The 13,077-nt window shown below is 61.8% G+C and carries 10 protein-coding genes and 2 tRNA genes; 5 read left to right on the forward strand and 7 right to left on the reverse strand.

Annotation, left to right across the window (positions count from 1 at the left end):
* Positions 1-97: 97 nt before the first annotated feature.
* The 3 genes from rodA (at position 98) to ACVWXC_RS05000 (ending at position 3,905) form a co-directional block, all read left to right on the forward strand.
* Complete coding sequence (gene rodA, locus ACVWXC_RS04990; protein ID WP_457391447.1) at positions 98-1,417, forward strand: rod shape-determining protein RodA; 1,320 nt, start codon at positions 98-100, stop codon at positions 1,415-1,417.
* A 628-nt stretch (positions 1,418-2,045) separates the two neighbouring features.
* Positions 2,046-3,272 (forward strand): cysteine desulfurase family protein, encoded by a 1,227-nt coding sequence (locus ACVWXC_RS04995; protein ID WP_011431661.1) that lies wholly within the window; start codon positions 2,046-2,048, stop codon positions 3,270-3,272.
* 33 nt (positions 3,273-3,305) lie between these two features.
* Positions 3,306-3,905 carry a CPP1-like family protein gene (locus ACVWXC_RS05000; protein ID WP_099813293.1) on the forward strand — a complete coding sequence of 200 codons (600 nt, stop codon included), beginning with the start codon at positions 3,306-3,308 and terminating at the stop codon, positions 3,903-3,905.
* A 159-nt stretch (positions 3,906-4,064) separates the two neighbouring features.
* Here the strand turns inward: ACVWXC_RS05000 and ACVWXC_RS05005 are convergent, their stop codons facing one another.
* The 3 genes from ACVWXC_RS05005 to lysA all read right to left on the reverse strand — a co-directional run bounded on the left by ACVWXC_RS05005 (position 4,065) and on the right by lysA (position 7,352).
* Positions 4,065-4,811 (reverse strand): isoprenyl transferase, encoded by a 747-nt coding sequence (locus ACVWXC_RS05005; RefSeq protein WP_011431663.1) that lies wholly within the window; start codon positions 4,809-4,811, stop codon positions 4,065-4,067.
* A 5-nt stretch (positions 4,812-4,816) separates the two neighbouring features.
* Positions 4,817-5,740, reverse strand: coding sequence for a diadenylate cyclase CdaA (gene cdaA, locus ACVWXC_RS05010; RefSeq protein WP_011431664.1), 924 nt, complete (start codon positions 5,738-5,740; stop codon positions 4,817-4,819).
* Positions 5,741-5,975: 235 nt separating this feature from the next.
* Positions 5,976-7,352 carry a diaminopimelate decarboxylase gene (lysA, locus tag ACVWXC_RS05015; RefSeq protein WP_011431665.1) on the reverse strand — a complete coding sequence of 459 codons (1,377 nt, stop codon included), beginning with the start codon at positions 7,350-7,352 and terminating at the stop codon, positions 5,976-5,978.
* Positions 7,353-7,570: 218 nt separating this feature from the next.
* Here lysA and ACVWXC_RS05020 point away from each other — a divergent pair.
* Together ACVWXC_RS05020 and ACVWXC_RS05025 are read left to right on the forward strand one after the other, a co-directional pair.
* Positions 7,571-7,656 (forward strand) — tRNA-Tyr (locus tag ACVWXC_RS05020).
* A 4-nt stretch (positions 7,657-7,660) separates the two neighbouring features.
* A tRNA-Thr gene (locus ACVWXC_RS05025) sits at positions 7,661-7,732 on the forward strand.
* On the opposite strand, the gene miaB is transcribed toward ACVWXC_RS05025, so the two are convergent.
* From miaB to ACVWXC_RS05045, 4 genes are all read right to left on the reverse strand, one after another.
* Positions 7,732-9,093: a tRNA (N6-isopentenyl adenosine(37)-C2)-methylthiotransferase MiaB gene (miaB, locus tag ACVWXC_RS05030; protein ID WP_011431666.1), complete on the reverse strand. Its 1,362-nt coding sequence runs from the start codon at positions 9,091-9,093 to the stop codon at positions 7,732-7,734. The two genes, ACVWXC_RS05025 and miaB, sit on opposite strands and share 1 nt — an antisense overlap.
* Before the next feature lie 182 nt (positions 9,094-9,275).
* Positions 9,276-10,625 carry an adenylosuccinate synthase gene (locus tag ACVWXC_RS05035; protein ID WP_011431667.1) on the reverse strand — a complete coding sequence of 450 codons (1,350 nt, stop codon included), beginning with the start codon at positions 10,623-10,625 and terminating at the stop codon, positions 9,276-9,278.
* Between the two features lie 157 nt (positions 10,626-10,782).
* A complete protein-coding gene (locus ACVWXC_RS05040) occupies positions 10,783-12,303 on the reverse strand; it encodes a S41 family peptidase (RefSeq protein ID WP_041438701.1) in 1,521 nt (506 codons plus the stop codon).
* 136 nt (positions 12,304-12,439) lie between these two features.
* The gene (locus tag ACVWXC_RS05045; protein ID WP_414401362.1) at positions 12,440-13,027 is read right to left on the reverse strand and encodes a Uma2 family endonuclease; all 588 of its coding nucleotides are present in this window, start codon (positions 13,025-13,027) and stop codon (positions 12,440-12,442) included.
* Positions 13,028-13,077: the final 50 nt, after the last annotated feature.

The following is a 13,077-nucleotide window of genomic DNA, read 5'->3' on the forward strand; positions in this document are numbered from 1 at the left end:
GCGCCGAGAACAGGTGGGATCCCGGCCCTCTGCCTGGATAGAGCAACTGCAGAGCTGGGAATAGAGATAAACTGGTGCCGGCGTCGCTCCATCAGATATGGCCCTCTTCCTGCACAGCGCCGATCCAAAAGTGCCCCCCCAGTCAAGGTGGAAACGGCTCCTGCAGCAGATCTTGTCGCTTTGGCGGGAGTTCGACGGCATCTTGCTGGCCACGGTGCTGGCCTTGACGGGCATCGGCATTGTTGCCATCCGCAGCGCTGTCTGGGAGCGCCCCATCAGCCACTACTGGCTGCAGCAGTTGATCATGGCCGGGATCAGCCTGGTGTTTTTGGCGATGGTGGCGCGGATCCCCTATGAGCGGCTGCTGCGCTGGCACTGGTTTACCTATGGCCTGACCTTGGCGGGCTTGGTTGCAGTGCTCTTTTTCGGCACGGCAGGAGGGGGGGCGGAGCGGTGGATCTCCATTGCCGGCGTCCAGGTGCAGCCTTCCGAGTTTGCCAAGTTGGGGGTCATTATTACCCTGGCGGCCATTTTGCACCACTGGCCGATCAAATACTTCAGCCAAATTTGGGTGGCCGTTGCCGTCATCGCCCCTCCTTGGGTTTTGATCTTCCTACAGCCCAACTTGGGCACGGCCCTGGTGTTTGTGGCCATCTTGCTGGCCATGCTCTACTGGGCCGGGGCCAAGGGCAGTTGGATCCTTTTGCTGCTGTCGCCGGGGGTGGGGGCCATCCTCTACGGCCTGCACACCCGCCCCGAGCTGAGCTGGATGCTCTGGGTCTGGCTGATCTGGTGCTTGGGCATGGCGAGCCTGGCGGCTTGGCGGCTGCCTTGGCGGTGGACAGGAGCGATGACCTTTGGAGTGCTCAACCTGCTCTCCGGGCATATGGGCCAGGTGGCCTGGCACATCCTCAAGCCCTACCAGCGGCGGCGGCTGGAGATCTTCATCGATCCCATGCAAGAGCCCTGGGGATCTGGCTACCACCTGATTCAGTCCCGCATCGCCATCGGGGCCGGCGGGCTCTGGGGCCGTGGCATCCAGCAGGGCACCCAAACCCAACTGGACTTCATCCCCGAGCAGCACACCGACTTCATTTTCTCGGCCATTGGGGAAGAGATGGGCTTTGTCGGCACCCTGACGGTGCTGATTCTGTTTTGGATTCTCTGTGCACGGCTCATCTGGATTGCCCAGGGGGCCAAGGACAATTTTGGCTCCCTAATTGCCATCGGGGTGCTGGCCATGATCCTCTTTCAGGCAGTTGTCAATATCGGCATGACCATCGGCCTGGCCCCCATCACCGGCCTGCCCCTGCCTTTTTTGAGCTATGGCCGCTCGGCTCTGCTGACCAACTTTCTGGCCATTGGCCTGGTGGAATCGGTGGTCATGCACCGCCAACGCACCACCTTATTCAGGTAATTTCAAGAGTTTTCTTCTCCCTCCTTTTCTGGCGACGCTGGCTCAGGTCGGTAGCCATGCCGCTCCGCAGCGCTGATACATTTACGCTGAACACTGCTGAACATCACTGTTCAACTATGCAGCGATAGCATTCTGTTTGTTTCCAAACAGAATGGCGGTATCCCGCAAAGCTTTGAGTAGAATACCCAAAGCGCAGTTTCCGTGTCGTCTTACTACCAATTTTCTGCTTTGCTTTGGCTACCATGTTGGCAGACTCGAAAGTAAACAGAAAGATCAACTGGTAGTAATCCGTACTGAACATATTATACATTATTTTCAGTATAGTTGAGCTTATTATTGACTAGAGTCATGCTCTCCTATCCGCGCGCAACGCTGCTGACGAGCCAGGGATCGACCCCTGCTTCTACTCCCTCCTAGTCTTTTCGTCCTCTCTCCTGGAGGGCCCTGGCGCGGTTGAGATCTCGATGCACCTACCCCACTTGCCTATGCGGTGGGGTAGTCAGACGCTGCCCAAAACCCCCTCCCGCCTAAAGAGCTGGCACGACTGCAACGCCTGCGGCAAGGGGTGTAAATTGCCAACGCGCCAGCACTAAGATGGGGACATCGAGTCCTGGGTTGTCAAGCTCCCATGTCGCCTCTCGATCCCGCGCTTTACTTTGACCACAGCGCCACCACTCCGCCTCGGCCGGAGGTGATCGAGGCCATGCGGCTGGCGATGCAGGAAAGTTGGGGCAACCCCTCCAGCTTGCACGCTTGGGGCGAACGGGCGGCCATGGCCATGGAACGGGCGCGGCAGCAGGTGGCCGAGCTGCTCAACTGTGAGCCGGAGACGCTGCTGTTTACCTCCGGCGGGACGGAGTCCAACAACCTGGCCCTGTTTGGGGTGGCGCAGCGCTACTCCACTCCCCAGCACCTGATCATCTCCAGCGTCGAGCACGCCTCGGTGGAGAATGCCGCCCGCCGCTTGCAGGCCCAAGGCTGGAAGGTAACCCGCCTGCCGGTGAACGCCGCCGGCCAGGTGGATCCCCAAACCCTGCTCCGGGCGCTGCAGCCCACCACCGTGCTGGTCTCCATCGTCCACGGCCAGAATGAGGTGGGATCCCTGCAGCCCATTGCCGAGCTGGGCCGCCTCTGTCGCCAGGCGGGAGTTCTCTTCCACACCGACGCGGTGCAGACGGTGGGGCGGATCCCCTTGGATCTGGCGCAACTGCCGGTGGACCTGCTCTCCCTGTCTGGGCATAAGCTTTACGGGCCGCAGGGGGTGGGGGCGCTCTACGTACGCCCGGGGGTGGAGCTGCAACCGCTGCTGCGGGGGGGCGGGCAAGAACGGCGGCTGCGAGCTGGCACCCAGGGGATCCCTGCCATTGTCGGTCTAGGGGTGGCAGCGGCCTTGGCAGCCCAAGAGCTGCAGCAGGAGACGGCCCGCCTGCGGCAGTTGCAACGGCAGCTGGCCCAGTTGCTGGCCTCTGTGCCAGGTTTGCGGCTAACTGGCCCCTCGGATCTGGAGCAACGCCTGCCCCACCACCTCAGCTACTGCACTGCCGCCATGCCGGGGAATGTGCTGGTGAGGGAGATGAGCCGCCAGGGGATCGCCATCAGCGCCGGCTCTGCCTGTAGCAGCGGCCAACGGATCCCCAGCCGCATCCTTTTGGCCATGGGCTATTCCGAGGCCGAGGCCCTGGGATCCATCCGCCTCAGCCTGGGCAAGGCCACCACCCAAGCCGCAGTTGAACAGGTGGCGCAGTCGCTGCGGGCTCTTCTCCTCTCGGCTGCGGGCGCTGGATCCCTTGAGGAGAAGGCAACCCAACCCCTGCCAGCGGCTCCTGCCGCTGAATTGGCGGCTGGGCTAAGGTGATAGAGAGTTACAGGGCTGGTCGTTATGGCTGAGATGAGTCCCTATCAAGTGTTGGGAGTCAGCGAAGAAGCCTCCTTTGAGGAGATCCAATCGGCGCGGGCACGGCTCCTGGCCAGCTTGGGTGCGGATGAACAGCAGCAGGAGCGGGTGGAACAAGCCTACGACGCCATCCTGATGCAGCGCCTGCGCCTGCGCAAGGAGGGCAAGATCGCCGTCCCCGACCGCATTCGCTACGCTGAACAGCGGGCTGCCCGTCCAGAGACAGAACCGAGTTTGCCCCGTCCCGCTGCCCAAAATCCCCCCTGGATCAGCCGCTGGCTGGATAGCCCCTCTGCCCCGGATATGCTCTGGCCCGCCGTGTTGCTGGGAGGACTGGTGGGTTGGGTTGTCTTGGCTCCCGATGAGTATCCCTCCCTGCAACTGGCGCTGGGGCTGATGGCCTGTATCTATTTCCTGTACCGCAAAGAGCGCCGCTTCCTTCGCGCTTTTCTCTTGGCGCTGGCAGGACTGAGCCTGGGACTGATGTTGGCCTACGCCATTGCCCTTCCCCTCACCGGCGGCGATGCCCCCGGCGCCCTGTTGGTGGGGATCACGTTTGCGGTGATGTGGCTGGTCACCAGCTTTCTGCGCTAGCTGGGGGGCTTCAGGTACACATTCCTACATATGTGCTGCCTGTCCATCTAAGTCGTTCCCTAACTCCCCTCTCCCTGAGGGAGAGGGGTTGGGGGTGAGGGCAGGAGCGCTTGGGTCGGCCCCTAGTTGGATTTGACCAGGCGGGGATCCGTCAAGGTCTTATCTGCCGAAGCGCCGCTGCCGCGACTGATAGCTGAGCAGGGCTTGGTGAAAGGCGGCGCGGTCGAAATCCGGCCAGAGGATGGGGGTGAAGTACTGCTCGGTGTAGGCCATCTGCCAGAGCAGGAAGTTGCTGATGCGCATCTCGCCGCTGGTGCGGATCAACAGGTCGGGATCCGACAAGCCAGTGGTGTAGAGAAATTGGGAAAAGAGGGCCTCGTCGATCTGATCCGGTTGCAAAAGCCCCTGCTGCACCAGGGTGGCAATCGAGCGGCAAGCCTGCACGATCTCCTGTCTGCCGCCGTAGTTGAGGGCCACCGTCAGGCAAATGCCCTCGTTGTGCTGGGTGCGTTCCACCGCATGCAGGATCGTGTCCTGCAAAGATCGGGGCAGGGCCGACAACTGGCCGGCAAACTGGATGCGCACCCCCTGCTGCACCATTTCCGCCAGTTCCTGCCACAGCACCTGCTCGAACAAGGTCATGAGGAAATCCACCTCCTCGCGGGCGCGGCCCCAGTTCTCCGTGGAGAAGGCGTAGGCGGTGAGGAGGGGGATCCCCCAATCGTGACAGCAGCGGAGCAACTCCTTCAAAGCCGCTACCCCGCGCTGATGCCCGACACTGCGGGGCAAGCCTCGTTTTTGCGCCCACCGCCCGTTACCATCCATGACCACTGCCACATGGCGGGGCAATAACTGCGGATCTAGGTCGGCAGGCAACTGCAGAAGATGGACAGGAGAAAGGGTCATGCGGATCAGTCTTTAGGAAGGGTTTTCTCAGGTTTGCGAAGGAGTTTGGCTAGATCTGGCAGGGATCCCCACCAGCGCAACAGCCCATTGTGAATCCACGGGTGGGCCCACAATCCCTGCAGAGGAGCATCCCGTTTTTTGGCTTCGCGCGGATGGCGCAACCGCTGCACCAGCAGTTCGTGGAGCTTGGCACTGGTCAGAGGTCGCTCGAGGCGTCCGCCTTCTGCCAGTGAGATGGATCCCGTCTCCTCTGAGACCACAATACACAAGCAATTGGCCTGTTCTGTGATCCCCATCGCCGCCCGGTGCCTCGTGCCCAGTTGGCGAGAGGCAGTTCGCTCCGAAACCGGCAGGATCACCCCTGCCGCGCGAATCCGATCCCGATGGATAATTACAGCCCCATCGTGCAGGAGCGTCGAGGTCTGGAAGATCGTCTGTAAGAGCTCCCGGGACACCCGCGCCTGGAGAGGAACCCCTTTATCGGTGAACACCCGCGAGTCAATGGGCTGATCTGGCTCGATGACAATCAGCGCCCCTGTCCGATTTTGGGAGAGTTCTCGCACCGCCTGCACCACCTCCTCCACCAAATCCTCCTTAGGGTCATCCTCGTCATCGTCTGTGCTGTTCGGCCACTCAACGCAGATGGCCCTCGCCAGTTGCTCCAGGAGCCGCCGAAACTCCGGCTGAAAGAGTACCCCCATCGCCACAGCCGCGGCCAGGAGCAAGCGATCCAAAATCAGGTGCACCAGCGGCAGCGAGGCGGTGGCCAGATACAGGACCAGCAGCACCATAAACCCCCGCACCAGCACCCCGGCCCGGCTCTCGCGGGTGTAATAGAGGGCCAAAGCCAATAGCAAGACGGCCAGAGCCCAGTCCAACAGGCTGAGAACATTAAACTGCTGTAGCCAAGCCCATAAGGCCGCCAGCATGCCGAAAAACCCCGTTCACGCTCCCCTCGTTGCGGACCCTTTGCCTACGCCATCCTGCGCCCCAGAACCTTTTGGCTCCGGAACCCCTGTTGGACTGCGGCCCCCTGACCAGCCTACCACTCACCTCCTACCTGTCTTCCAGTCTTTCCTGCCCCAGAGCCAGCGGGGTCGCCGCTGCAGAGAAAGCCGGGCCCCGCCCTCAACGGCAACGGTTACAGGCAGCCGTCTCTGCCCTTCACCGCTGCAACCGCTCCGGTAAGATGTCCTGACGGATCAGATCTGCATAAGTTTCCCGTCGCAGGATCAACTGGGCCTTCCCTTGGTTGACCAGCACTGCCGCGGGCCGAGGGAAGCGGTTGTAATTGGAGGCCATGCTGTAGTTGTAGGCCCCGCTGGTCAACACAACTAGGACTTCGCCGGGCGCTGGGTTGGGCAAAAGCACATCTTTCAAGAGCACATCCCCCGACTCGCAGTGTTTGCCCGCCACTGTCACCCGCTGGGTGGCCTCGGCCTCAGGGCGGTTGGCCAGAAGGGCGGTGTAGCGGGCTCCGTAGGTGATAGGGCGGGGGTTATCGGACATGCCGCCGTCAATGGTGACGTAGAGACGCCCTTCGGGAAGGTCTTCGCTGGGCGGGATCCACTTCTTGCCCCCCAAAGTGTAGGCGGTTACAGCCGCTGGCCCAACCACAGACCGTCCAGGCTCGCAGAGCACCTTGGGCAGCGGGATCCCGGCGGCGGTGAAGCTCTGCTGCACTGCAGTGGCCACGGCTTCCACCCACTCCGGAATGGAGGGGGGATCGTCGGATTCGACATAGCGGATCCCTAGTCCGCCGCCCACATTCAGCTCCTGCAAGGGCAGCCCCTTCTCCAGCCCTTGGCGCCAGACCTGGGCCAGTACCCCTGCCAGATCCCGGTGGCCTTGTAGGTCGAAGATCTGGGATCCGATGTGGGCGTGGAGCCCGACGCATTGCAATTGGGGATGGGCTGCCAAAAAATCAAATACCTCCGGCAGTTGCCACTGGCCGATGCCAAATTTGCTGTCGGTTTGGCCAGTGCGGATGTACTCGTGGGTGTGGACGTCAATGCCGGGGTTGACCCGCACCAACAAGCGGGCCGGTCGTGCAGGGGTAGCCAGAGCGGCCAGTTGCTGTAGCTCGTAGAGGCTATCGGCCACCAGGGTGCAGCCCACCTCCAGGGCCATGGCCAGCTCCTCCGCCGACTTGGCGTTGCCGTGCAGGTAGAGCTCCTCACCCCTGGCTCCTGCTTGAATAGCGGTATAGAGCTCCCCGCCGGAGGCCACGTCCAGCCCCAGCCCTTCTTGTAAGGCCAAAGCGCAGATGGCCAAGCAGTTCCAGGCTTTCGTAGCATACAAGACCTGGGATCCCCCAGGGTAGCAGCGGGCCCAGGTGTCGCGGTAGAGCCGGCAGGCGTGTCGCAACGTCCACTCGTCCAGGATGTAGAGGGGAGAGCCAAACTGGCGCACCAGCTCTACCACGTCGCAGCCGCCGATTTCCAGGTGGCCCTGGCTGTTGGTGCGGCTGGTCAGGGGCAATAGCGACTGGTTGGGAGAAACTTGTTCGACGGAGGTGGAAGTGCCGAGGGTTGAAACCATAGGGACAAGTGAAGGGACTGTCCTCCACCCTATCAAGTTTTCTCTCCAGTTTGGCCAAATGCCCTCAAGCCCCTTGTTGCCAGCAGCCCCCGCAAGGTAGGGCATGATGTCTTGCCGGGAACTCCCTCCCTGTTTAGCTCCCGTCCCCAAGACAGCTCTTCTCGCCTGGATTCGATCTTGGGCAGCACTTTCTGCTAATATAGGAAGCCAGTGTCCAAGGGTCGATGCCCGAGTGGTTAAAGGGGGCGGACTGTAAATCCGCTGGCTTATGCCTACGTTGGTTCGAATCCAACTCGGCCCACCATGCCGCCCACGTAGCTCAGTGGCAGAGCACCCCCTTGGTAAGGGGGAGGTCACGAGTTCAATCCTCGTCGTGGGCTTACGTGCAGGCTCCAAGTTCCGCCGCTTGAGGTTTCTCTTCCCCTGGCTTGACGATCTCGCCGCTGAGGGAAAAGGCCCGTGTGGCAGTGATGCGCACTGGCACCAGGGATCCCTGCAATTGCTCGGGATCGCCGTCGAAGAAAACGATGCGGTTGCCGCGGGTACGTCCCATAGCTTGGCGAGGATTTTTGGGATTGGGGCCTTCCACCAGCACCTCCTGCACCTGGCCCAGCAGCCGGGCGCTGCGGGCGGCAGCCACCTCCGCGACCAAGCGGTTGAGCCGTTGCAGGCGGTCGCTTTTTTCCTCTTCCGGCACCTGGTCAGGCCACTCGGCTGCCGGCGTGCCAGGGCGGGGAGAGTAGGCGGCAGTATTGAGGAAATCAAAGCCGATATCCTGAACCAGTTGCAGGGTTTCCTGAAACTGGGCTTCCGTTTCGCCGGGGAAGCCGACGATGGCATCGGCGCTGATGGTGGCCTCGGGCATGTACTGGCGGATGAGCTGGATGAGCTGGCGGTAGCGCTCCTGGGTGTAGCCCCGCCGCATCCGCTTGAGGACGGCGTCGCTGCCCGCCTGGAAGGGGATGTGGAAGTGCTCGCACACCTTGGGCAGCTCGGCACAGGTGGCGATCAGCTCTTCAGTAAAGTAGCGCGGGTGGCTGGTGGCAAAGCGAATCCGCTCGATCCCTTCCACCGAGTGGACAAAGCGCAGCAGGCTGGCCAGGTTGGTCTTGGGATCCAGATCCCGCCCGTAGGCGTCGATGTTTTGCCCTAGCAAGGTGACCTCGCGGTAGCCGGCCCGGGCCACGTCCTCAATCTCGGCGCGGATGGCCTGCGGCTGGCGCGATTGCTCCCGTCCCCGCACCAACGGCACAATGCAGTAGGTGCAGCGCTCGTTGCAGCCGTAGATGACGTTGATCCAGGCTGTCACCCGGCTATCCCGGCGGGGCTTGGTGATGTCTTCCGGGATCTCGACAGGCTCGGTGGCCACCACCTGGTTGCCGGCCTCCACCTGGGCCAGCAGATCCCCAAGGCGGTTGACGTACTGGGGGCCCATGACCAGATCCAACTCGGGGACGCGGCGCAGCAACCTTTCCCCCTCCTGCTGGGCCACGCAGCCGGCCACGATGAGCTTGATGGCTGGGTTTTTCCGCTTGCGCTGCGCCTGGATGCCCAGGTAGGAATACACCTTTTGCTCAGCGTTATCGCGGATGGTGCAGGTATTGAAGAGAACTAAGTCTGCCTGCAGCTCGTCTTCGGCGGGCACATACCCCAGCGACTCGAGGATCCCGGCCATGCGCTCGCTATCGGCTCGGTTCATTTGACAGCCGAAGGTAATGGTGTAATAGGTGGGAGCAGCCATGGCAAGACCAGAAGACAGGGTCAGCAATCTCTACCTTTTTTGAGCTTAGCGGATCCTTATGGGGCGGTAGCGGCAACGTAAGGGTTGGGGGGCAGATCCCTCTCCCTTGGCTCCCTCTGCGCGGCCCAGGCTGGTTTGCTAAGCAGTGTCCCTCAGCAGAGTAGCCACTGAGCTAGGGCGCGTCAGTCGGGCATGAGGGCGTGAACTTGCTTGCGGCCGTTGGGGTAGAGCAAGGCGCGCTTGGGGCCGTGGATGGGATCCTCCACGATAATGGTTTGGTCGCGGCTGGCTCCCAGGGAGACGATGGCAATCGGCACCTGCATCAACTGGGCCAAAAACTTCAGGTAGTCGTAGGCTTCGGGAGGCAAGTCCTCAAGGGAGCGGCAGTCTTTGGTGGAGCACTTCCAGCCGGGCAGGGTTTCATAAATGGGCTTGCACTGGGCAAAGACGCGGGCATCGCTGGGAAAGTGACGGATCTCGCGCCCCTGGTACTCATAGGCCACGCACACCTTGATCTCGTCTAGGCCGTCCAGCACATCCAACTTGGTGATGGCCAAGCAATCCAGGCCGTTGATCCGCACGGCGTAGCGCCCGATTACGCCGTCGAACCAGCCGCAGCGCCGCTGCCGCCCGGTGGTGGTGCCAAATTCGGCTCCCGCCGCCCCCAGGTAAGCGCCAATCTCGTCCTTGAGCTCGGTGGGGAAGGGGCCTTCGCCGACGCGGGTGGTGTAGGCCTTGGCTACCCCAATCACCCGGTCAATGCTGGTGGGGCCGATCCCGGCCCCCACGCAGGCGCCGCCGGCGATGGGATGGGAGGAAGTGACGTAAGGGTAGGTGCCGTAGTCGAGATCCAACAGCGTGCCCTGGGCCCCCTCAAAGAGGATGTTCTGCCGCTCCTCGATGGCCTGGGTGAGGAGTAGGGCAGCGTCGGTGACGTAGGGGCGCAGCCGCTCCGCGTAGGCCAGGTATTGCTCGATGATCGGCTCGGGATCCAGAGGGGGTAGGTTGTAGATTTTTTCCAGCAAAACGTTCTTGTAGGGAATGGCCCAACTGAGGCGCTCCCGCAGTTGGTCGGGGTACATCAAGTCCACGACGCGGATGCCCATGCGCTCGGCCTTGTCGGCGTAGGTAGGGCCAATGCCTCGCCCGGTGGTGCCCAGCCGGTAGATGCCGCGTCGCTCTTCCTCGGCCACGTCGATGACGCGGTGGTAGGGCAAGGTTACGTGGGCTGTCTCGGCGATGTAGAGGTTGTGGGTGGAGATCCCCAGTTGGTGCAGTTGGTCGATCTCGGCCAGCAACACCTCAGGGTCGATCACCGTGCCGCTGGCGATGATGCAGCGCTTGTCGGGGTAGAGGATGCCGGAGGGGATCAGGTGCAGCTTAAAGATTTGGCCCCCCACCACCACGGTATGTCCTGCGTTAACCCCGCCTTGGTAGCGGACGACCACATGCGCCTTTTCACTGAGGAGGTCGGTGATCTTACCTTTTCCTTCGTCGCCCCACTGGGCACCGACAACCACAACGTTTGCCAAGGGCTTCTCCTACAGTCTCTGAACGGCACAAAAAATCCCCTTTGCGGGGTCGCTGCACTAATTTACCGCATTGCTCCAGGCAGTGTTGAGGGCTTCGGACAAAAACGTTAACAATCGATTAATTTCGACCCCTCGCTAGGGCAGCAGCCCGCTCCCTTTAGCTCCCCGGCTTGAACAGGCCAATGGCGGTGACCTGGTTGGATCCCGCCGCAAAGGCAAAGGACAGGCCAAGGGCGTCGTAGTTGACATAGTAGCGATCGTCGCGCAGATATTCTCGGCTCCCCTTGGGGTAGGGCACCACCTCGTTGTAGCCGTTCTCGCCAGGCCCGCCGTAAATGGCGATCACTTCCGAGTAGGTGGAGCCGATACGGATCCCTTCGCCAGTCATGGCTTCGGGTTGGGTGGTGTAGATGCGGTCGGCAAAAAAGCTATTGAGGACGCCCGGACGGCGGTAGGCAAAGAGGATGTAGTCCTGCAAGTAGAAGATCTTCAGGTCGCTGTTGGGCTGAAATACATTTGCCCGCGATTCGGCCGGGATCAAATCCACGTTGCCCAAGAGGTGGGTATCGACGTTGCGGGTATCCATGCCCAGGACAAAGCGACCAACACGGCCCTCTTGCACCAGGACGGTGGGGCGGGGGGGAGGGCTGGGGCGGCGGGGCAGGGCCAGCGCTTCTAGGGCGGCCTTTAGCCAGGCGTTCTCATCCCCCTCCACCTTTTGCAGGGGCACCAAGCCCTGGGCTAAGGAGCGTCCATCGCCGGTCTTCCAGGTGGCCACGGCCAGCTCCACCGCCGCGCCAGAAGGAAGGGCAAAGAAGCGGGTCTGGCGTTCGCTGCCTTGAGTGGGTTGCCCTACTATAACGGTGCTGCCGCTGGCTCCCAACTGGGCCGCCAGGAGGGTGGCCCCCTGGCGGGTGTTGCCGTCGACCAGGACGGCCGATGGGATCCCAGCAGCCAGTGGCAGGTTTTCGCTGTTCCAGGGGGTAGGCTGGCCAAAGCGGTCTTCGGTAACCAGCAGCGGCTGCACGGAGCGGGGCAAGAATAGGCGTGCCACATCCGCTATCACTTGCGGGTCATAGCCCACCGAGCTGCGCAGGTCGAGGACAATGCCTTGGCTGTAATCCTGGGTGTAGAGGGCTTGGCGGATCTGCTGGGCTGTGGCAGGGGTGAGCTCCGGCACTGCCAGGTAAACCTGGCGCGGCCCAATCTGACGCGCCTGCAGGGGTGGACGAGGGCGGTTGAGCAAGTCCCTGAAGCTTTGGGGATCCCAGAAGCGATCGGCGGGATCCCCGTATTCGCGCAGAACCTCTCGAATCAGCTCGTACTCGACTTCGATGGGCGGACGGGGATCGCTGTAGGTGCGGGCCAACAGGCGGGTGTAGAGGTCGTTGTAGTTAACCGCAGCGGCTTGCTTGCCCGCCTGCCAAGACTCGTTGATGAACAACTCCACCAGATAGCGCAAATCCTGGCCCATTGCTGGCAAAGGAGGAGCTGCCGGGATGCCCAGATCGGGCGACGCACCCTGGAAGGGAGAAATCGGATTCGCAATCGGATCCTCAACTGAGGGCATGACCGGCACAGGGGGCAAGGCCGCTTGCCCCATCACTCTGCCAGAAAGGACTCCGCTGAGCGCCCCGACTGTGCCCCACACCTGAACTGCCCGCGCAAATCCCTTCATGGTGGCCTGCCCTTGTTTGCAGATGCTGTGAATAGGATAAACTCTGGGCAATCTCCTCTACCACTGTCGGCAGGGCCAAATGCTTGTTTTTTAAGCCATTAAGACACTACCAGTTGTTTCCCCTTTTGCGGATCCCTTAGCTCTCGGCAGACCAAATTTTGCGGATGGGCAGGGTGAAGCCGGGGAGCACGTCTTCTCCCGACAAGGTTTCTGGGTCTTCCACTAGCTCCGGCGCCTGTCCTGCCCGGTAGATCATCACCCGCTTGGCCTTGGGATCCAAAAGCCACCCCAAGCGACAGCCGTTGTCCAAGTACTCCTGCATCTTGGCCTGGGCTTGAACCCAAGAATCGGTGGGCGAGAGGATCTCCACCACAAAGTCAGGACACAGGGGCAAGAATCCCCGGCGGGTCTGGGGATCCAGAGCCTCCCACTTTTCCAGCGGGATCCAGGCCAGGTCAGGAGAGCGGTCGCTGCCTGAAGGCAGAGAAAACCCCGTGGAAGAATCAAAGGTTTTGCCTCGGCCTGATTGGCGATTCCAGAGGGTTAGCTCTGTGGTGATCTCTGCATTCCAGTGGCCAACTTCACCGCCAGTGGGGGACATGATCACCAGCTCTCCTCGGGCAGTGCGCTCTAGCTTTAGCTCAGGATTGGCCGCACATAGCCGGATAAAATCCTCTCGCGTCAGAGTCATCAAGGGGCTGAGATTGAGCGTCAAGGCCGTCATGGCATGAACTGGACATTCCCATGCAAAACTGGATTCCAGAATAACCCCCT

Source organism: Thermostichus sp. OS-CIW-20 (assembly GCF_054061455.1).

Coding starts and splice junctions, on each gene's coding strand:
- rodA (WP_457391447.1), top strand. CDS start 98: ATGGCCCTCTTCCTGCACAGCGCCGATCCAAAAGTGCCCCCCCAGTCA.
- ACVWXC_RS04995 (WP_011431661.1), top strand. CDS start 2,046: ATGTCGCCTCTCGATCCCGCGCTTTACTTTGACCACAGCGCCACCACT.
- ACVWXC_RS05000 (WP_099813293.1), top strand. CDS start 3,306: ATGAGTCCCTATCAAGTGTTGGGAGTCAGCGAAGAAGCCTCCTTTGAG.
- ACVWXC_RS05005 (WP_011431663.1), bottom strand. CDS start 4,811: ATGACCCTTTCTCCTGTCCATCTTCTGCAGTTGCCTGCCGACCTAGAT.
- cdaA (WP_011431664.1), bottom strand. CDS start 5,740: ATGCTGGCGGCCTTATGGGCTTGGCTACAGCAGTTTAATGTTCTCAGC.
- lysA (WP_011431665.1), bottom strand. CDS start 7,352: ATGGTTTCAACCCTCGGCACTTCCACCTCCGTCGAACAAGTTTCTCCC.
- miaB (WP_011431666.1), bottom strand. CDS start 9,093: ATGGCTGCTCCCACCTATTACACCATTACCTTCGGCTGTCAAATGAAC.
- ACVWXC_RS05040 (WP_041438701.1), bottom strand. CDS start 12,303: ATGAAGGGATTTGCGCGGGCAGTTCAGGTGTGGGGCACAGTCGGGGCG.
- ACVWXC_RS05045 (WP_414401362.1), bottom strand. CDS start 13,027: ATGACGGCCTTGACGCTCAATCTCAGCCCCTTGATGACTCTGACGCGA.